This is a genomic window from Kocuria aegyptia, from assembly GCF_039530085.1.
GTDB classification, from domain to species: domain Bacteria; phylum Actinomycetota; class Actinomycetes; order Actinomycetales; family Micrococcaceae; genus Kocuria; species Kocuria aegyptia.
The window spans coordinates 22,179-41,266 of record NZ_BAAAOA010000018.1 but is presented as its reverse complement, the minus strand read 5'-3'; the positions used below and the strand labels follow the sequence as shown (position 1 = coordinate 41,266).

The window sequence follows — 19,088 nt, the reverse complement described above, 5'->3', positions numbered from 1 at the left end:
CTGGGGCCGGGTGGCCTACTTTTCGAGGAGCGGAACTGGCCTACTTTTCAAGGAGCACCGACACGCCCGGCGCCCGAGGGGCAGTACTCAGACGGCATCGGCCCACCGGCCCGCCGACGATCGGCTCCCCGGCGCGCCGTTGTCCGGTCGGGACCGGCACTCGGTGCGGTGCCGGCGTCCATGACAGACCCATCGCCGGGGCTGCGGGACGACACCGTCCCGCACGGGCGGGTCGTCGGCACCGCCCAGGACCGGCCGGTGCCGCCCGCATCGCTCCGGTTGGGGAAGTTTGCGGGCTCAAAAACCTGCAGGCAGTGATCGATGGTGAAGCGGTTCGGGCGCTGCCCCCCGGACGGTGAGTCGCCGGCGGTGCCGCCACGGCACTTCCGCCCGTCGGAAGGTCGGGGAGGGGCCCCCGCCGTGCGGACACACCCCCGGCCCGCACAGCACGGGAAGCGACACACGTCCCCGGTGCACGCAGGCGAGGCTGTCACCAGGTCCTCGAGGGGGGATCACCTGGCGGCTCACGGGCAGGTCCCGACGACCCGTTGAGACGGCGCGCGCGAAAGGGCGGGCCGGCGCGAGCACGGACCCCCGCCGGTGATCGGCGAAGTCCTCTCCGGTCGGATCGGCGCTGGAGCGGAGCTGCGTGCTCGATCATCGCAGGTGCGTGCCCGGAGCCCCTGAAGGGCCCTCCGGCGGTCCGTCCTGGGGCAGACCCCATCATGTCGCGCAGTCGGCGACGACTGCCTCGCCGGAACGGCGCTGGGCGCCACCGGAGGGCGCCGGAAATCCGCGCGGGCGTGCGGAGGGCGACGACGGGTCCGGGGAATGCGACGGGGCCCCGAGAGGATTTCTCTCTCGGGGCCCCGTCGGACGTGCTCGCCGCTCAGCGCACGAGTTCCCGGTCCTGAGATCCGCCGGTGACGGCGGCGGCCTCGTGGTGATGGTGTGCCGCCTCGAGCTCGGCCGGAGTCACCGGTGCGACACGGTCCTCGAAGAAGAACCGGCTGACCCGCTCGCGCGCCTTCTCGCTGCGCGTGACCTTGCCCTTGGCGTTGGGCTGCGCCGGCAGAACCTCGTAGTTCGGCATGTCGACGAGTCGGTAGCGCTTGTACTCGTCGAGCGGCTCGTGCACCTCGATGAACTCCCCGTGGGGGAGCTGCTGCACCCGCCCGGTCTCACGGCCGTGCAGGACGATCTCGCGGTCCTTGCGCTGCAGCGCCAGACAGACCCGGCGGGTGACGATGAACGCCAGGATCGGGCCGATGAAATACAGGGCCCGCAGCCAGTACAGGACGTCGTTGACCGCCACCTGGAAGTGCGTGGCGATGAGGTCACCACTGCCCGTGATGAGCTGGACCGCGTAGAAGGTCACGCCGGCGGCACCCATGGCCGTGCGGAAGGGCGCGTTCCGGGGGCGGTCGAGGAGGTGGTGCTCACGGTCGTCCTTCGTCACCCACCGTTCGATCCACGGCCAGGCCGCCATGAGGGCGAACAGCAGTCCGAGCGGCGCCATCGGCAGCAGGACGTTCATCGGGATCGACATGCCCCAGAAGGTCCACTCCCAGTTGAACGGCCAGGTGCCGGGCATCAGACGGACGGCACCGTCGGTGAAGCCCATGTACCAGTCGGGCTGGGAGCCGGCCTGGACCGGGGAGGGGTCGTACGGCCCGTAGTTCCAGATCGCGTTGATGGTGGTGGTGGCCGCCATCAGGGCCATGATGCCGAACACGATGAAGAAGAACCCGCCGGCCTTGGCCGCGTAGATCGGTCCCACGGGGAAGCCGACGACGTTGTTCTCGGTGCGACCCGGGCCGGGGAACTGGGTGTGCTTGTGCACCACGACCATGAACAGGTGCACCACGATCAGCAGCAGGATGACGGCGGGGATGACGAGCACGTGCAGGATGTACAGGCGCGCGATGATGTCGTGCCCGGGGAACTCGCCGCCGAACAGGAACATGGACAGGTAGGCGCCGACGATCGGCAGCGCCTTCAGGATCGCGTCGGCGATGCGCAGGCCGTTGCCGGAGAGCACGTCGTCGGGGAGGGAGTAGCCGGTGAAGCCGGCGACGATCGCGAGCAGGAAGAGCGCGACGCCGACGAGCCAGTTCAGCTCGCGCGGCCGCCGGAAGGCGCCGGTGAAGAACACGCGGAGCATGTGCACGGACACGGCGGCCGCGAAGACCAGTGCCGACCAGTGGTGGATCTGGCGCAGGAACAGGCCGCCGCGGATGTCGAACGAGATGTCGAGGGAGGACGCATAGGCCGCGGACATCTCGACGCCCTGCATCGGGACGTAGGAGCCCTCGTACTCCAGGGCCGCCATCGACGGCTCGAACCACAGGGCCAGGAACGTGCCGGAGAGCAGCAGGATGACGAAGGTGTACAGGGCCACCTCGCCGAACATGAACGACCAGTGGTCGGGGAAGATTTTCCGGCCGAACTCCTTGACGATCGGCGACACGCCGACACGGGTGTCGACGAAGTTGGCGATCCGACCGGTGCCCGTCTGGGGCTTGTACTCGTAATCAGTGGACGTGGACATCAGTTCGCCTCACCCTGCATCTCCTCGACATGGGTACCGCGCTGCGAGTAGGTCGGACCGACCGGCTCGTGGAAATCGCTGCGGGCCACGAGGTAGCCCTCGTCGTCCACAGTGATGGGCAGCTGGGGAAGGGGCCGGGCAGCCGGCCCGAAGACGACCTCGCACTCGTTGGTGAGGTCGAACGTGGACTGGTGGCACGGGCACAGCAGGTGGTGGGTCTGCTGCTCGTAGAGCGCGACCGGGCAGCCGACGTGGGTGCACACCTTCGAGTAGGCGAAGATGCCGTCGACGTTCCAGTCGGCCTTCTCCGGGGAGACGTTGACGGTCTCCGGATCGAGGCGCATGAGCAGGACGACGGCCTTGGCCTTCTCGTCGAGGTAGCCCTCGTTGTGCCCGATGCTGCTCAGGTTCTCGGGGACCACGTGGAACGTGGAGCCGAGCGTGACGTCCGAGGCTTTGATGGGCGTGCCGGAGGGATCGCGCACCAGGCGGATCCCCTCATCCCACAGGGTCTCCTTGAGGACGTCCAGGTCGGTCGGGCCGAGGTCCCGCAGGAGGCCGACGAACGGCAGGGGAGCGAGCACGGCCGCACCGATGAGGGTGTTGCGCAGCAGGGGCCGGCGCTTGATCCCGGACTCGTCGTAGATCGTGGTGAGGATGCTCTGCGCCTCGGCGCGCTGCTCCTCCGTGCGCACCGCGTGCCGCTCCTCGACCAGCTCGTGGTCCGGCATGAGGGTGCGGGCCCAGTGGACGACGCCGAGCCCGATGCCGAACATGCCCAGGGCGATGCCGAGGCCGAGCAGGAGGTTCTGCAGCTGCAGGGCGCGCGTGGGGTCGGTGTTCGTGACGTCGTAGATGGGACCGTCCACGCGGATGCCGAAGTATCCGACGAAGAACAGGATCGATCCGACGATCGAAATCAGGAACAGCAGGACGACCTGCCGTTCGGCGCGCTTGGCGGACGTGGAGTCGACGTCCGTCAGGCGCGGGCGGTGCGGGGGCAGTCCGGGGTCGGGGAAACGCTCCATCGCCGTGGTGCCCGTGGTGGCAACGGTTCCCGACTGGTGGGGAGTGCCGTCACTGTGGCTTCCCATGTGGTCCCTCATTCTTCTCTTGGTGCAGTTGATCGTAGCTTCGGGGTCCGACATCTGCTGCCGGCGCGGAGCGTCAGGCGGAACGCGAGGTGAGCCAGACGGTGAACCCGATGATGACGGCGAGGCCGAGGGTCCAGACGAGCAGTCCCTCCGACACCGGACCGAGGGCGCCGAGCCCGAACCCGCCGGGGTTGGGGGACTCCTCGAGGGTCTTCAGGTAGGTGATGACGTCCCGCTTCTCCTCGGGGGTGATGTTCGCGTCGTTGAACACCGGCATGTTCTGCGGGCCGGTCTGCATGGCCTCGTAGATGTGCTTCTCCTCGACGTCCATCACCGAGGGGGCGAACTTGCCGCGGGTCAGCGCGCCGCCGGCACCGGCGGCGTTGTGGCACATGGCACAGTTCGCGAGGAAGACCTTGGCTCCGTTGGCGGCGTTGCCCTGGGTGACGTCCAGGTACTCCTCGTCGGGGATGCCCGGGCCGGCGCCGAACGTCGCCACGTAGGCGGCGAACTGGCGGACCTGCTCGTCGTTGAACTGGACCGCCTTCTTCGGTGCCTGGGGTCCGTTGGCCTGCATGGGCATGCGTCCCGTGCCGACCTGGAAGTCGACGGCGGCGGCACCCACGCCGACGAGCGACGGGCCGGAAGGGGTCCCGGCCCCGTCGAGGCCGTGGCAGGTGGAGCAGTTCGCGACGAACAGCTTCTCGCCCTCCTCGATGTCCTGCGCGGTGTAGGACTCGGTCTGGGCCTTGGCCTCGTTGGTGGTGGTGGCGACTGCGTAGAGTCCACCGCTGAGGAGCAGGGCCAGGACCATCAGTACCAGGACGGCCAGAGGGTGGCGCCGCTGCTGCGAAAGTGCCTTCACGTCAAACGTTCCTTTAACTCGGTGTTGGGTTGCTTGGTGCGTCCGCAGGACGGCGCGGCCTACCGGAGGAAGTAGACCACGAGGAACAGCACGATCCAGACGACGTCCACGAAGTGCCAGTAGTAGGACACGACGATCGCCGAGGTGGCCTCGAAGTGGCCGAAGCGCTTGGCGACGAAGGCGCGGCCCATGATGAACAGGAACGCGATGAGCCCGCCGGTCACGTGCAGCGCGTGGAAGCCCGTGGTGATGTAGAACGCGGAGCCGTAGGAGTTGGCCGGGATGCTGATGCCGTGGGCGACCAGCTCGGCGTACTCGAAGGACTGCACCGCCACAAAGATCGCGCCCATGATGAAGGTGAGGGCGAACCACTCGATCATTCCCCACCGCTTGACGTCGAACACGCCGCCGGTCCGGCGGGGCTGGAGGCGCTCGGCCGCGAACACGCCGAACTGGCAGGTCACCGAGCTCAGCACCAGCACGATGGTGTTGGCGAGGGCCAGCGGGATGTTGAGCTTGGCGGACTCCTCGGCCCAGAGCTCCGGGGCGACGGAGCGCAGGGTGAAGTACATGGCAAAGAGGCCGGCGAAGAACATCAGCTCGGAAGCGAGCCACACGATGGTGCCCACTGAGGTGAGGTTGGGTCGGTTGATCGACCCGCCTACCGGCTTGGCTGGGGTATGGGTTGCAGTCGTCACAGAGACATTATGTCGCCAAAACTCCCGGTGGACCAACCAGGAGCGAGGCCGGGCGGTTCGCGCCTCCGGATGCCCGGGGCCGACTCCGACCAGGCGCGCCGTCTCCTCGTGCCCCCGGGCGCGGGAGGACGCGGATGTGCCCGCGCCCGGAGACCGGATGTGATCCCTGACACGGCCCGCCGGCGAAGCGGGTCGTGCTGTCCCGGAGCCCGTTCCGGCCGGTCCGGCGGCGGGCGATACGATCAGGAGCGTGAACACGACGACACCGACGACCGCACCGCACTTCGAGTGGCCGGACCTGATCACCGCGCTGGTCTCCGGCACCGACCTGACCCGCGACCAGGCCTACTGGGCCATGGACACGATCATGTCGGGCGAGGTGTCCGACGTCGTCATCGCCGGTTTCCTCGTGGCCCTGCGGGCGAAGGGGGAGACGGTCGAGGAGCTGACCGGGCTGGCCGACGCCATGGTGGGCAACGCGCGGCCGGTCGACATCCCCGGACCGGCCCTGGACATCGTCGGAACCGGTGGGGACCGGCTCTCCAGCGTGAACATCTCGACCATGTCCGCCCTCGTGTGCGCGGGCGCCGGCGCGAAGGTCGTCAAGCACGGGAACCGGGCGTCGTCCTCCAAGTCCGGCTCCGCCGACGTGCTCGAGGCGCTCGGAGTGCGGCTGGACCTGCCGGTCGAGATGGTCGAGTCCGCGGCACGGCACGTGGGCATCACGTTCCTCTTCGCCCAGACCTTCCACCCGTCCATGCGCTTCGCCGCGGCGGCGCGGGCGCAGCTGCGCGTGGCCACCGCCTTCAACTTCCTGGGGCCCATCACGAACCCGGCGCGGGTCGAGGCCTCGGCGATCGGCGTGGCCGACCGCGCGCTGGCACCGCTGATCGCCGGCGTCTTCGCGGCCCGCGGCGACCGCGCCCTCGTCTTCCGGGGCGGTGACGGCCTCGACGAGCTCACCGTGACGGCGCCGTCGGAGGTGTGGGAGGTCCGCGACGGGCGGATCGACCACCACGACCTCGAGCCGCTCGACCTCGGCATGCCCCGGGCCACCATCGAGGACCTCCGGGGCCAGGACGCCCGGTACAACGCGGGCGTCGTCGAACAGGTCCTGGCGGGGGAGCAGGGACACGTGCGCAACGCCGTGCTGCTCAACTCCGCCGCCGGGCTCGTCGCCTTCGACCCCACCGCGGAGGAGCCGTTCCAGGACCGGATGGCCGCTGCGGTGCGCCGGGCCGCGGAGTCGGTGGACAGCGGCGCGGCCCGCGCCGTCCTGGACCGCTGGATCGCCCACACCGCGCGCTGAGGCACCCCGACGGCGACGCCGGAGGCCGGTGGGGAGCTCGCCCACCGGCCTCCGGCTGCCCGTGCGCCGCGCCGGACCGGTCAGCCGTTCCGGGTCGGAGGTGCCGGGCCGGTCGTGCCGGTCACTCGATGCCGAGCGAGAAGGCCGCGTCGAGATCGTGCTTGCTGTAGGTCCGGAAGGCAATGTTGGTGTTCGTGCCCACGACCCCCTCGACCTTGGAGAGCCGGTCGGCGATGACGTCCGCAAGGTCCTCGTGCCGGTGCACGCGCACCATCGCGATGAGGTCCCAGTCACCGGTGACGGAGTACACCTCGCTGATGCCGGGGATGTCGGAGATCTGCTCGGCGACCTCGGGGATCCGGTCGGCGGAGGTCTTGATGAGGACGATGGCGGTGAGCATGGAGCACCTTTCTGGAGGACGGGGCCGGCCGGGCCGGCGGGACGGGACGATCAGCCCGGACGGCGGGACCGGATCGCGCGCAGTGCCGCGACCAGGACCCGCGGACCCAGCAGGAAGGCGCCGAGCACGGCGAACGTGACGAGGACGAAGCTCGGTGCCGTGCCCTCGCCGACGGCCAGGCGCAGGCCCAGGCCCACCGCCACGGTCGTCACCCACAGCGCGATGCCGTGGGGCCGGACGGCGAACGGGGCGCGCCTCACCCGCCACACGAGCCAGCCCAGCGCGAGCCCGGCCAGGAACGGCCCCGCCGTGACCAGGAGACCGGCGGCGTCCAGGGCATGGGTGCGGCGTCCGAGCCCGGCGAACAGCAGGACGAGCAGGACGTCCACGGCCAGCGCCGCGGCCCAGGGCCCGGAGCCCGCGGTGCGGTCCTCGGGGAGGGTGGTGCTGGGGGCCGACGTGTGCATGCTCGCAGTCTAGTGCGGCGTCGACGGGCCACGGCCCGGCCCGTCGAAGCTTCAGGTGTAGCTTGAGGGTTGAAGGAGTCAGGGCGGCAAACTCTCAACCTTCCACCAGGAGTCGATGGTGCGGGCCGGGCAGGCCCCGGGCGCCGGAGGTACCGGCTGGTGGATCGCGGAGCCGGTCCGCCGCGGTGTAGGCGGCCTTGCCGGCGAGACGCGTGCTCCACGTCGTCCTGGGCGGGCTGTCTCGTCCCGGCGTCCGTCGGCCGTGTGCCTGAGGGTCATCGCACCGGGGGGTGCATCGGAGGGGAACGGCATCGGGGGGAGCCCCGCTCGCCTCGACTTTACATAATGTTGATTATCGGCGTTACGGAGAGGGGTGCCCGCCGGGCGTCGGAACGCGTCATGGCACCCCGCCGGGGTGCGCCGGGCCTTGGTCTCCTGAGCACGCCTCGTTCCCGGGTCGCGTGTGTTCCGCGCCCGGTGGCGGCCGTCGTCGTCGACCGTGGCGTTCATCGGCCGGCCGGTTCGCTGCGGCGCGGCGTCCGGTGCTGCCGTGACGATGCCCACCGGTGGACGGCCCGAGCGCCGCACCGGTGCGCGGCAATACTCGATCCTGCCTTCGTCGACCGGACACGGGCCAGACGTGGATCTCCGAATGTTGCGCCGCCTCGCCCTCGTCCTGTGGCCACTTGTGGGGAGATACCCCGGTCGGCCGTGCTCCGGCGTCCGGGCGCCGATACGCTCGCCGTGGCCGGCAGAGATTAGCAAGGGCAAATTCAGGGTTCATGGGGAGGAAAATCGTGGGACGACGGAATTGTGTGATCGTGGCCGACGGCCGGGGGCGCCGACTGGTGACGTCCGTGCTGGCTCTGTCCCTGCTGGCCCTGGCCGGCTGCGGACAGGACAAGGGTTCGGACGCGCCGCCCGCCGTCGCCTCCGGATCGGTGTCCCTCTCCCCCTCGCACGGCGGCCTGCAGGGCGGGAACCTGGTCCTGGCCGACACCGGTGGGGACACCGACGGCCCGGTCACCGTCCGCTTCGGCGAGGATGAGGTCGAGTGCGAGTTCGACGACCGCTCCGCCCGCCACGCCTGTGTGGCTCCGGCCCGCGGGACCCCGGGCACGGTCGAGGTCTCCTTCGCCTCCGGCGGGAGCGACGTCGGGGAGAAGACCGCCTACACCTATACGACGCAGGGCACGCAGGACGTGCCCCACCTGACGGTGAACACGGAGACCGTGCGGCGCAACGCCGAGGAGATCCGGGCCGATTTCCCGTCGAACGTCCAACTGGGCGCGGTGCTCAAGAACGGCGAGCCCGTGGACGTGTTCGGCAAGGTCATCGAGGACGCCGCCAAGGTCGACTACATCTTCGTGCCGAAGCTCGACGACGCCGTCGCCCTGCGCCAGGCCGGCGTCGAGGCGAAGATCGCCGTGCTCTACGTCGCCCAGGTCGAGGACATCCCCCTGCTCATGCACTACGACGTCGAGGTCGCCGCCACGGACCCCGCCTGGGTCGAGGCGGCCGAGCAGGTGCTGGCGACCACGGGCGGGACGCTGAAGGTCCACCTGTGGGTCGACTCGGGCATGGGTCGCGAGGGCGTGGTCCCCGAGGAGGCACTCCCCCTCGCGCGAGCCATCGAGGACGCCCCGCACCTGGACCTCGCGGGCATCGCCACCCACTTCTCCACCATCACGCAGGAGGACAACGACGCCATCGAGCGCAACGACACCGCCAACACCACGGTCGCCCAGAAGAACCGCTTCGACGACGCGGTGACCGCGATCCGGGACGCCGGTCTGGGGAAGGACGCCCTGATCCACGCGGGCGCCAGCGACGTGCTCGACCAGGAGATCGAGCCGCTGTACTACGACCTCCTGCGGATCGGGGGGATGTTCTTCGGCAGCGCCGCGCCGGATGATCGTGTCTACTCCTGGACGACAGAGTTGAGCCAGGTCAAGACGCTCCCGGCGGGATGGTGCATCGACTACGGGTGCACCGACCCCATCACGGAGCCGAAGAAGGTCGGCCTGGTCAACCACATCCCGTCCCGGGAGAACGACCTGACGTACACGGTCGGCGGCCGGCAGGTCCCGGTGCTGCTGGACCACGGCACCGTCCTGACCCTGGACCTCTCGGGGGTCCCGGAGGCGGCCGCCGGGGACGAGGTCGTGATCGACTTCAGCGCGGAGGCCTTCCACATGCTCGACGCGACGGCGCCGCTGCCGGTGACGACCACCGGCGGATGACCGGCACCGGTCAGGAGCGGCCGGCCGGGTCCTGGGCCTCGTGGTCCAGCACGAGGTCGGCGTGGAAGCTCCGCGCCAGTTCCCGGGTCCGGGAGGCCTGTCGCGCGGAGGCGCCCGGCCGCACGGTGAGGTCCACGTAGACGACGGGCCGGCCGCACGACGCCTCGAGGCGGTCCCGCAGCACCTCCGCCCGGTCGTCGTCGGGCGCGCGGCGACCGGTGCCGAGCAGGACGAACGCACGCTCGAGGTCGAGCTCGGCGGGGTGGCTCCGCGCGATCATGGCGGGCAGCCGGGACTGCAGCGCGGTGAGGCCGACCACAGCGGTCGCCGTTCCCGCGAACCAGGCACCGGCGGCGGAGACCGCCACCGAGGTGATGAGTTTCATGGATCTCCTCCTCCCGCAGGCCGGGGGTCGGTGGGCTCGGCCCGGCGCGGCGCACCGGGGACGGATCGACGAGGACGCTCGACGAGCAGTGGTGCCGCGCGGCCCCCGAGGGGTCCGGTGGCACCACCGTAGAGATCCCAACGTCCCCGGGACAGCGCCTATTCCGGGGACGACCGCCGGCAGCTGTGCCGCCACGCCGGTCCAGCGTCCTGTCAGGGCCGTGGGGCACAATGAGTTCAAGGCGAGGATGCCCTCGCGGAGGCGGATCGAGAGGCCGGGGACGAACATGTGGGAGTGGCTGGTCGAGAACTCGTGGGTCATGTGGCTGATCGTGGTGATCGGGCTGGCCGCCATCGAGATGCTCACGCTGGACTTCCTCTTCCTGATGATGTCCGCCGCCGCGCTGCTGGCGTTCGCGGTGAGCTGGGTGACGGACAGCTTCGTGCTCCAGGTGGTGACGTTCGCCCTCGCCTCCGTGCTGCTCATCTTCGCGGTGCGACCGGTTGCCCTGCGGCGCATCAACCGCTCCACGCCGGAGACCACGTCCAACGCCGCCCGTCTCATCGGACTGCCCTGCCAGGTCCTGGACCCGGTGACCGGCCGCAGCGGGCTGGTGCGGCTGGAGGGTGACACCTGGAGCGCCCGCTCCGTCACCGGCGAGCAGCTGCCTCCCGGCACCGACGTCTTCGTCCACGAGATCGAGGGCGCCACCGTCCTCGTGGCCCCCTATCCCGCCCCGGCCGCCGGCGGCGGGCCGGCACCGCGCCCGTCCTTCTGACCCCACCGACCGCTCCGGCCCGGCGTCGACGCCGGGCCGGAGGGGCCCCATAGAGAGAGGCACCCGTGGACCTAGCCGTCATCGTCCTGCTCGCCATCCTGGTCGTCCTGGTCTTCATCATCCTGCTGCGGTCGGTGCGGATCATCCCGCAGGCGCGTGCGGGCATCGTCGAACGCCTCGGCAAGTACCAGAGCACCCTCACCCCGGGTCTGCACTTCCTCATCCCGTTCGTGGACCGGCTCCTGCCGCTGATCGACCTGCGCGAGCAGGTCCAGTCCTTCCCGGCGCAGTCCGTGATCACCGAGGACAACCTCGTGGTCGGCATCGACACCGTCGTCTACTTCCAGGTGATGGACCCGCGGGCCGCGACCTACGAGATTGTCGACTACATCCAGGCCGCCGACCAGCTGACGTCGGCGACCCTGCGCAATGTCGTGGGCGGGCTGAACCTCGAGGAGGCACTGACCTCCCGCGACAAGATCAACGCCGAGCTGCGCGGCGTCCTGGACTCCACCACAGGACGCTGGGGCATCCGGGTGTCGCGGGTCGACATCAAGGAGATCACTCCCCCGCCGTCCATCCAGGACTCGATGGAGAAGCAGATGCGCGCCGAGCGGGAGCGCCGAGCGGTGATCCTCACGGCCGAGGGCGACAAGCAGTCCCGGATCCTCATGGCCGAGGGCCAGCGGCAGGCGGCCATCCTCTCCGCGGAGGGCGAGGCGAAGGCCGCGATCCTGCGCGCGGACGGCGAGGCCCAGGCCATCCGGAAGGTCTTCGACTCGATCCACCGGGCCCGGCCCACCCAGAAGCTGCTGGCCTACCAGTACATCCAGACCCTGCCCAAGGTCGCCGAGGGCAGCGCCAACAAGGTGTGGATGATCCCCGCCGAGCTCGGCGACGCCCTGCGCGGCGTCGGCGACTTCCTCTCCCGCCCGGACGAGGACGGCCAGGAACCCGAGCGGACCTGGTCGGACGCCGAGGACGGACAGGAGCCCGCGGACGAGCCCCTCGTGACGCCCGACGCCGTCCGGGTGACGGAGGAGGATCTCCAGCCCAACCTGGAGCGCACCACGGTCGACCCGGACGAGTTCACCATCCCCCGGCCCTCGACCATCGACCCGGACGCTCCCGTGCGCCTCGACGACCCGATGCCCCCGCAGGACGGTCCGGCCGCCCGCTGACGCGGCGGCCCGCCCGGGGAACAACCCCGGGGGCCCACGCGTTGCACCCAACGGATCCCGGGTCCATGACCCGCCGACAGCCCGAGCGTGCGCCACTGCCGTGGCCACCGTCAGTTATGGAGGAACCACCACAATGAGCGACCGCAGCCTCAGGGGAATGCGTCTGGGCTCCCAGTCCATGGAGACGGAGGCCGGTGTCGAGCCGGCTCCGCGCCAGCGCGTCGAGTACCGCACCGCGGACGGCGAGAAGGTCACGGTCACCTTCGCGGCGGAGGCGGAGATCCCGCCGGTGTGGGTGTCGAAGACCGGCAAGGAAGCGATCATCGTCAACGGCGAGAAGCCGGTGAATCCCAACGAGAAGCACCAGCGCACGCACTGGGATATGCTCCTGGAGCGGCGCAGCACGGAGGAGCTGGAGGAGATCCTCGCCCAGCGCGTCGAGTTCTACCGGGAGAAGCACGCGATCTGAGTCGTTGCCCGGTACGTGCGGAGGGCCCCACCCGAATCGGGTGGGGCCCTCCGCACGTACCGGGCGGCGCGCCGGAACGCGGGATCAGCGCCGGGCGAGCTTGCCCGCCAGGGTCTTCGCCCGGGCGGTGAGGCCCCACTGCGCGACGCGCACGACGGCCTCCCGGGTCACGTCAGGGCTCATCTTGGACTCACCCTCGGCGCGCTCCACGAAGGTGATGGGCACCTCGACGACGCTCAGGCCGGCCCGCTCCGTGCGCCAGCCGAGATCGATCTGGAAGCAGTAGCCCTTGGAGTCGACGGTCTCCAGCCCGATCCGCTCGAGGGTCTCGCGGCGGAAGGCGCGGTAGCCGGCGGTGATGTCGTGGATCCGGGAGCCCAGCAGCGTCCGGGCGTAGAAGTTGCCGCCGCGGGACAGCAGCTGGCGCTGCAGGGGCCAGTTGACGGTGCGCCCGCCGGGGACGTAGCGGGAGCCGATGGCGAGGTCGGCGCCGCGCTCCACGGCATCCAGCAGCAGCGGGAGCTGCTCGGGCTGGTGGGAGCAGTCGGCGTCCATCTCGACCAGGACGTCGTAGTCCCGGGCCAGGCCCCACCGGAAACCGGCGATGTACGCGGCGCCGAGGCCCTCCTTGCTGGTGCGGTGCAGCACGTGGATGTTCCCGTCCGCGGCCGCCATCTCGTCGGCGAGACGACCGGTCCCGTCCGGGCTGTTGTCGTCCACCACCAGCACGTCCCCGTCCGGGACCGCCTGGCGCAGCCGGTCCATGACGGTGGGCAGCGACTCGCGCTCGTTGTAGGTGGGGATGACGGTCAGTACGCGCACCGGGTCGGTCCTTTCGAGGTCTCACCTGTTAAACCACAGGGCAGGCTCCCTCGCCTTCGGACCAGGCCGGCCCTGAGGGGATGCCGACCTGTTTTCTAAGGACGAGTGAGCCCACCCAGCAGCAGTTGCCCAGCCTATCCTGCGCCGTGCCTGCGACCAAGATCCGGCGGCGGCACGGACCGGCGCGGCACCCGGCGGCTCAGAACCCGGCCGAGCGGTACAGCTCCACGCCGTCGAGCACGGTCTGCCGGCACACGGGCAGGGACGCGCCGTCGAGCGCGGGCAGCAGGGGGGTGCGGGCGCGCGGGTCCGTGCTCCAGGCGGACCCGGTCCCCTCGGCCTGCTGCACCATGAGCGCCTCGACGTCCCAGACGGCGAAGGTGGCCGGGGTGCCCGGCGCGAGCTGGCCCTGCATGGGGTCCGGGTGCCGGGCGGCCCGCCACGCGCCCCGGGTGGACGCGAGGAACGCGGCACGCGCGGAGATCCGCTGGTCGGGGTCGTGGTGGTGGAGGCAGGCCCGGACGGTCTCCCACGGGGACAGCGGCACCACGGGGGCGTCGCTGCCCAGCGCCACGGGCACCCCGGCGCGGTAGAAGGAGGCCAGCGGGTTCATCGCGGCCGCCCGGTCGGCGCCGAGCCGCTGCTCGTAGAGCCCGCCCGGTCCGCCCCAGGCGGCGTCGAAGCCCGGCTGCACGGACACGGTCACGGCGTGGTGGGCGAGCCGCTCGATGCCCTCGGGGTCGATCATCTCGGCGTGCTCCAGGCGGTGCCCGGCGCTGTGCAGCGCCCGCTCCCCCACGAGCTGCTCGGCGCGGTCGAATCCCTCGAGGACGATGTCCATCCCGGCGTCCCCGATGACGTGGAACCCGCCCTGCAGGCCGGCCTCCGTGGTCGCGGCCAGGTGGGCGGCCACGGCCGCGGCGTCGAGGTAGCGGTCCCCCCGATCGCCCGGGGCGTCGGCGTAGGGCGCGCGCAGGGCCGCGGTGCGGGAGCCCAGGGCGCCGTCGACGCACAGGTCACCGGCGAGGCCCACGAGGGACTCCCGGCGGTCCACGGCGCGCCCGAGCAGGTCCGCCAGGGCGGTGTCGAAGCGCTCGGCCACGGCCCGCGCCTGCCCGGCCGTGGCCGCGAGCTCGCCCCGGTAGGGCAGCACGCGGGGCGACGGGCCCTCGGCACCGACCCCGTGGTTGGCGAGGGCCGTGAGCCGGACGAGGTCGTCGAAGGGGGCGACCTGCTCGGCGTTGGCCTCGGCCAGGGCCACGTATCCCTGCGATGCCGCATGCCGCAGAGCGAGCCGGTGCAGCTCGGCGCGGCGCCCGGGGCCGAAGTCGAGGGCCGCGGCACGTACGAGGTCGTGGGCGAGGTTCTCCACGCGGCCGTCGCCGAGCCACCCCTCGAGGCCGGCGAGGTCCAGCCGCCGTGCCAGGGACGAGGACACGACTCCGGAGTGCACGTCGATCCGCGTCAGGTACACCTCGCGCCCGCCGGCGGCCCGGTCGAGCTCCTCCGCCGTCGGCGCCCGGCGCTCCGGCCACACGGACTCGTCCCAGCCCGAGCCCAGGACCGGGCCCGTGGCCGTGCGCGCGGCACGGGCCACGGCCTCGAGCACCTCGTGCAGGGACGCGGCCGCCGCGAGGTCGAGGGTGGACAGTGCCAGCGCGGTCTCCGTCAGGTGCACGTGGGAGTCCACGAAGCCCGGGGCCAGCAGCCGCCCGTCGAGGTCGACCACGTCCATGGAGGAGTCCTGCAGGGACTGCGCGGCCTCCTCGGAGCCGACCCAGGCCACGCGGGCGCCGTCGACCAGCACGGCGGTGGCGAACGGGTCGGCGGGGCTGTAGACGGAGCCGTTGCGGTAGAGGACGGGACGGCCGGGGACGGTGGTGCTCACAGGTCTCCTGTTCGGGCGGGCGTGCAGGCGGACGGGGTGGCGCGGGGCGCGCGGCAGCGCGCCGCTCAGTCCTCGAACGCGGAGTGGGCCACGACGCCGCGGCGCACCAGCGCGATCGCGCGCTGGCACTGGGCTCGCGTGCCGGCGTCGAGGAGGTCGATCTTGGCGAGCTGGTCGAGCATGTCGATCACCTGCTTCGCCCAGCGCACGAAGTCGCCGGCGGCGAGCTCCGTGCCGGTCAGGGCCGTGCTCAGGGTGGCGCCGCGCGCCCAGAGGTACATCGCCTCCACGAGCCCGAACTCCGGCTCCGCGGTGGCCGGGAGGTGGTGCTCCTGCTCGCGGTCGGTGAGCAGGGACCAGTTGCGCACCACGATCTGGGCGGCACGGTCCATGGCGGCGGACGGCAGGACGGGCTGGATGCCCTGCTCCTCGCGCTTGGCCTGGTAGACGAGCAGGGTCACGAGCCCCGCGGTGGCGGCGGGGTCGAGGTCGTCGAGGAAGCCGTCCCGCAGGCTGAGCGCGAGGAGCAGGTCCCGGTCCCCGTAGATCCGCCGCAGCTGCTCGCCGGCGCGGGTCGGCCGGACCTCCCCGTCCGGGAGGGTCTCGAGGTAGCCGAAGGAGCCCAGCACCTCGGAGACGCGATCGAAGGTCTTGGCGATCGTGTTGGTGCGGCTCTCGATCTGGCGCAGCAGGCCGTCGGTGTCCCGGCGCAGCGACCACCAGCGCTCCGCCCAGCGGGCGTGGCTCTCACGGTCCGAGCAGCCGTGGCAGGGATGCCCGCGCAGGGCCTTGCGGACCTCGGTGATCCGCCGTTCCGCCGCGCTGGTGCCGCGGTCGAACTGGATGGTGTGCCCGCGGCCGCCGCCGCGCGGGGGCCGGTGCTCGTGCAGGGCGTTGCGCACGGAGGAGGCGAGGTCGCGCCGCTCCTTGGGCGTCCGGCCCGTGAAGTGCTTGGGGATCCGGATCCGGGAGACCGGCTCGAGGGGCCCGTCCAGGTCCTGGGCGCCCACCCGGCGCAGCTGGTGGTCCAGGGTGAGGATCGAGGGGCGTGGGTCGTCCCGGTTGGGGTCGGTGGACAGGACCACGGCGTAGCCGGCGTTGCGGCCCCGCGGGATCTCCACGACGTCCCCGGGCAGCAGGTCGTGCAGGGACGCGACGGCGTCCGAACGGCGCCGCCGGGACCCGGCCTTCTCCTCGGCGCGCTCGAGGTCCTTGAGCTCCCGGCGCAGGGCGGCGTACTCGGAGAAGTCCCCGAGGTGGCAGGTCATGGCCTCCTCGTAGCCCTTGAGGGACTCCTCCTGGGACCGGACCCGGCGGGCCAGGCCGACCACGGAGCGGTCGGCCTGGAATTGGGCGAAGGAGGACTCGAGGATCTTGCGGGAGCGCTGGGCACCGAACTGGGCGACCAGGTTCACGGACATGTTGTAGGTGGGCCGGAAGCTCGAGTTCAGCGGGTAGGTGCGCTTCGAGGCGAGGCCGGCGACGGCGCGCGGGTCGATCCCGGGCTGCCACAGCACCACGGCGTGGCCCTCGACGTCGATCCCCCGGCGCCCGGCGCGCCCGGTGAGCTGTGTGTACTCCCCCGGCGTGATGTCCACCCGGGACTCGCCGTTGAACTTGTCGAGCTTCTCGAGCACCACGGAGCGGGCGGGCATGTTGATGCCCAGCGCCAGGGTCTCCGTGGCGAAGACGGCCTTGACGAGCCCGTCGGCGAACAGCTGCTCCACGAGCTCCTTGAACGCGGGCAGCATGCCCGCGTGGTGGGCGGCCACGCCGCGCAGCAGGCCGTCGCGCCACTCGTAGAAGCCGAGGACGTTGAGGTCCGCGGCCTCGAGCGAGGCGGCGGTCTCGCCCACCCGGGCGCGGATGGTCTGCTGCTCCTTCTCGCTGGTCAGGCGGATGTCCGCGGTGACGCACTGCTGCACGGCGGCGTCGCACCCGGCGCGGGAGAAGATGAACGTGATGACGGGCAGCAGGCCCTCGGCGTCGAGGCGGCGGATCAGCTGCGGGCGGGACACCCGCCGCGTCTCGGGGCTCGGCCGGAACCCCTCGCCGCCGTTGCGGCGGGAGAACCGGTCACGGGACCGCCCCCCGGGGCCGCGGCCGCCCCTGCGGCCCCCGCGCGGCTGCTCGGCGCGGGCCAGCTGGAGCAGCTCCGGGTTGACCTCCGGCTCGTCGCTGCCGGGGCCCTGGAGCCGCTCGGCGGCCTCCTCGACCGTGGTGTCGTCCAGGAACAGGTCGAGCAGCCGACCGCCCACCTGGACGTGCTGCCACAGCGGGACGGGACGGTGCTCGGAGACCACCACGTCCGTGTCGCCGCGCACCGTGTCCAGCCAGGCCCCGAACTCCTCGGCGTTGGAGACGGTCGCGGACAGGGAGACCAGCTGGACGCTGTCCGGCAGGTGGATGATGACCTCCTCCCACACGGCGCCCCGGAAGCGGTCCGCGAGGTAGTGCACCTCGTCCATGATCACGAAGCCCAGGTTCAGCAGGGTCGGCGAGTCCGCGTACAGCATGTTCCGCAGGACCTCGGTGGTCATCACCACGACGTCGGCCTCGGAGTTCACGGAGGTGTCTCCGGTCAGCAGACCGACCCGTTCGGCGCCGAAGGCCCGGGAGAACTCGTGGAACTTCTGGTTGCTGAGCGCCTTGATGGGCGTCGTGTAGAAGGCCTTCTGCCCGCGGGCCAGGGCCAGGTGCACGGCGAACTCGCCCACCACCGTCTTGCCGGCGCCGGTCGGCGCGGCGACGAGCACCCCCCGGCCCTCCTCCAGGGCCCCGCAGGCGGTCGTCTGGAAGTCGTCCATCTCGAACTCCAGCCGGCGCTGGAACACCGCCAGCTCGGTCCTCGCGTGGGCGGCCCGCTGCTTGGCGGCCAGGTATCGGTCGGCGTAGGAGGACATGCGTCCACCCTACTGCCCGGCCCGCCCGGGGAGGGCCTCGTCAGCCGCCCGTTCGCGACGGGCCGAGCGGATCAGGGGCGGGAGCCGTCCTCGGGGTCGTGGCCCAGGCGCCCGAGCTCCTCGGCGGGAGTCGCGACGTCGGCCGCGGCGCCCGTGCCCGCCGCGAGACGGGCCTCCTTCCGGGCCCGCCGGCGGTCCAGGAGCAGGCACAGCCCGACCGCCACGAAGAAGAGCGTGAGCAGCGGCACGGCGAGGTAGAACATCGTCATCGGGTCCGGACCGGGGGCGGCCATCGCCGAGACGACCATGACGAGGACCACGACGATCCGCCAGCTCTTGAGCACCGTGCGCCCGGAGAGCAGGCCCAGCATGTTCAGGCCCACCAGGAACACGGGCAGCACGAAGGCCACCCCGAAGGTGAGGATCAGCTGGAGGAAGAACCGCAGGTACACGTCCGCGGAGATGAAGTTGGTCCCGCCCGCCGGGGTGAAGGCGGTGAGCGCGTAGACGGCGGTGGGCAGGGTGAGCACCGCGACCGCGATCCCGCCCAGGAACAGCGGGACGGCCGCGGCCAGGAAGCCGATCGCGTAGCGGCGCTCGGACCGGTGCAGGGCCGGCGTCACGAACGCCCAGAGCTGGTAGAGCCACACGGGGCTGGCCAGCACCAGGCCGAGCACCAGGGAGACCTCCACCATGATGTTGAAGGACGAGCCCACGGCCGAGTAGTTGATGGAGGCCTCGCTGCCCTCCGCGGCGGCCAGCCGCTGGAGGGGCTCCGTGATGTAGGCCATGAACGGGATGTACAGGAAGAAGCCGCCGACCATGCCCACCACGGTGGCCACCGCGGACTTGATCAGCCGGTTGCGCAGCTCCCGCAGGTGCTCGGCCAGGGCCATCTGCGCCTGCGGATTGGCCTTGCGCGCGGTCCGGCGCTTCTTCGGGCCGCGGGGGGACTGCGAGGACATGGGGACCTTCGGGACGTGGTGGTGGCGCGGTGCGCCGCGGCCGGGCGGGCGTCCACCGCCCCGGGCGGGG

16 protein-coding genes are annotated in these 19,088 nt (G+C 71.5%); 5 read left to right on the top strand and 11 right to left on the bottom strand.

The features are described 5' to 3' along the window. Positions 1–889 precede the first annotated feature (889 nt). From qcrB to ctaE, 4 genes are all read right to left on the bottom strand, one after another. Positions 890–2,551 carry a cytochrome bc1 complex cytochrome b subunit gene (gene qcrB, locus ABD220_RS08845; protein ID WP_344121737.1) on the bottom strand — a complete coding sequence of 554 codons (1,662 nt, stop codon included), beginning with the start codon at positions 2,549–2,551 and terminating at the stop codon, positions 890–892. Next, the gene (gene qcrA / locus ABD220_RS08840; protein ID WP_344121735.1) at positions 2,551–3,645 is read right to left on the bottom strand and encodes a cytochrome bc1 complex Rieske iron-sulfur subunit; all 1,095 of its coding nucleotides are present in this window, start codon (positions 3,643–3,645) and stop codon (positions 2,551–2,553) included. The genes qcrB and qcrA overlap by 1 nt, the downstream gene beginning before the upstream one ends. 73 nt (positions 3,646–3,718) lie before the next feature. Next, positions 3,719–4,510 (bottom strand): cytochrome bc1 complex diheme cytochrome c subunit, encoded by a 792-nt coding sequence (qcrC, locus tag ABD220_RS08835; protein WP_344121734.1) that lies wholly within the window; start codon positions 4,508–4,510, stop codon positions 3,719–3,721. 59 nt (positions 4,511–4,569) lie between these two features. Continuing rightward, positions 4,570–5,208, bottom strand: coding sequence for an aa3-type cytochrome oxidase subunit III (gene ctaE / locus ABD220_RS08830; RefSeq protein WP_344121732.1), 639 nt, complete (start codon positions 5,206–5,208; stop codon positions 4,570–4,572). Between the two features lie 250 nt (positions 5,209–5,458). Here ctaE and trpD point away from each other — a divergent pair, with 250 nt between their 5' ends. Next, positions 5,459–6,517, top strand: a complete 1,059-nt coding sequence (trpD, locus tag ABD220_RS08825) for an anthranilate phosphoribosyltransferase (RefSeq protein WP_344121731.1) — start codon at positions 5,459–5,461, stop codon at positions 6,515–6,517. A gap of 121 nt (positions 6,518–6,638) precedes the next feature. Here the strand turns inward: trpD and ABD220_RS08820 are convergent, their stop codons facing one another. After that, entirely contained in the window at positions 6,639–6,917 is a 279-nt protein-coding gene (locus ABD220_RS08820; protein WP_344121728.1) for an Lrp/AsnC family transcriptional regulator, read from the bottom strand. A gap of 50 nt (positions 6,918–6,967) precedes the next feature. Beyond that, complete coding sequence (locus tag ABD220_RS08815) at positions 6,968–7,384, bottom strand: DUF3054 domain-containing protein (protein WP_344121725.1); 417 nt, start codon at positions 7,382–7,384, stop codon at positions 6,968–6,970. A 797-nt stretch (positions 7,385–8,181) separates the two neighbouring features. On the opposite strand from ABD220_RS08815, the gene ABD220_RS08810 reads away from it, so the two are divergent. Next, complete coding sequence (locus ABD220_RS08810; protein WP_344121723.1) at positions 8,182–9,627, top strand: alanine racemase; 1,446 nt, start codon at positions 8,182–8,184, stop codon at positions 9,625–9,627. Between the two features lie 10 nt (positions 9,628–9,637). Here the strand turns inward: ABD220_RS08810 and ABD220_RS08805 are convergent, their stop codons facing one another. Further along, positions 9,638–10,012 carry a hypothetical protein gene (locus tag ABD220_RS08805; RefSeq protein WP_344121720.1) on the bottom strand — a complete coding sequence of 125 codons (375 nt, stop codon included), beginning with the start codon at positions 10,010–10,012 and terminating at the stop codon, positions 9,638–9,640. A gap of 286 nt (positions 10,013–10,298) precedes the next feature. Here ABD220_RS08805 and ABD220_RS08800 point away from each other — a divergent pair, with 286 nt between their 5' ends. The 3 genes from ABD220_RS08800 to ABD220_RS08790 all read left to right on the top strand — a co-directional run bounded on the left by ABD220_RS08800 (position 10,299) and on the right by ABD220_RS08790 (position 12,440). Continuing rightward, positions 10,299–10,790 (top strand): NfeD family protein, encoded by a 492-nt coding sequence (locus ABD220_RS08800; protein WP_344121718.1) that lies wholly within the window; start codon positions 10,299–10,301, stop codon positions 10,788–10,790. Between the two features lie 65 nt (positions 10,791–10,855). Continuing rightward, positions 10,856–11,971 carry an SPFH domain-containing protein gene (locus tag ABD220_RS08795; protein ID WP_344121716.1) on the top strand — a complete coding sequence of 372 codons (1,116 nt, stop codon included), beginning with the start codon at positions 10,856–10,858 and terminating at the stop codon, positions 11,969–11,971. 133 nt (positions 11,972–12,104) lie between these two features. Continuing rightward, positions 12,105–12,440, top strand: a complete 336-nt coding sequence (locus ABD220_RS08790; RefSeq protein ID WP_344121714.1) for an RNA polymerase-binding protein RbpA — start codon at positions 12,105–12,107, stop codon at positions 12,438–12,440. A gap of 84 nt (positions 12,441–12,524) precedes the next feature. On the opposite strand, the gene ABD220_RS08785 is transcribed toward ABD220_RS08790, so the two are convergent. From ABD220_RS08785 to tatC, 4 genes are all read right to left on the bottom strand, one after another. Next, positions 12,525–13,262: a polyprenol monophosphomannose synthase gene (locus ABD220_RS08785; RefSeq protein WP_344121712.1), complete on the bottom strand. Its 738-nt coding sequence runs from the start codon at positions 13,260–13,262 to the stop codon at positions 12,525–12,527. Between the two features lie 199 nt (positions 13,263–13,461). Beyond that, entirely contained in the window at positions 13,462–15,150 is a 1,689-nt protein-coding gene (locus ABD220_RS08780) for an amidohydrolase (protein WP_344121710.1), read from the bottom strand. Positions 15,151–15,215: 65 nt separating this feature from the next. Then, positions 15,216–18,053 carry a DEAD/DEAH box helicase gene (locus ABD220_RS08775; RefSeq protein ID WP_344121708.1) on the bottom strand — a complete coding sequence of 946 codons (2,838 nt, stop codon included), beginning with the start codon at positions 18,051–18,053 and terminating at the stop codon, positions 15,216–15,218. A 71-nt stretch (positions 18,054–18,124) separates the two neighbouring features. After that, positions 18,125–19,018 (bottom strand): twin-arginine translocase subunit TatC, encoded by an 894-nt coding sequence (gene tatC / locus ABD220_RS08770; RefSeq protein ID WP_344121705.1) that lies wholly within the window; start codon positions 19,016–19,018, stop codon positions 18,125–18,127. Positions 19,019–19,088 lie beyond the last annotated feature (70 nt).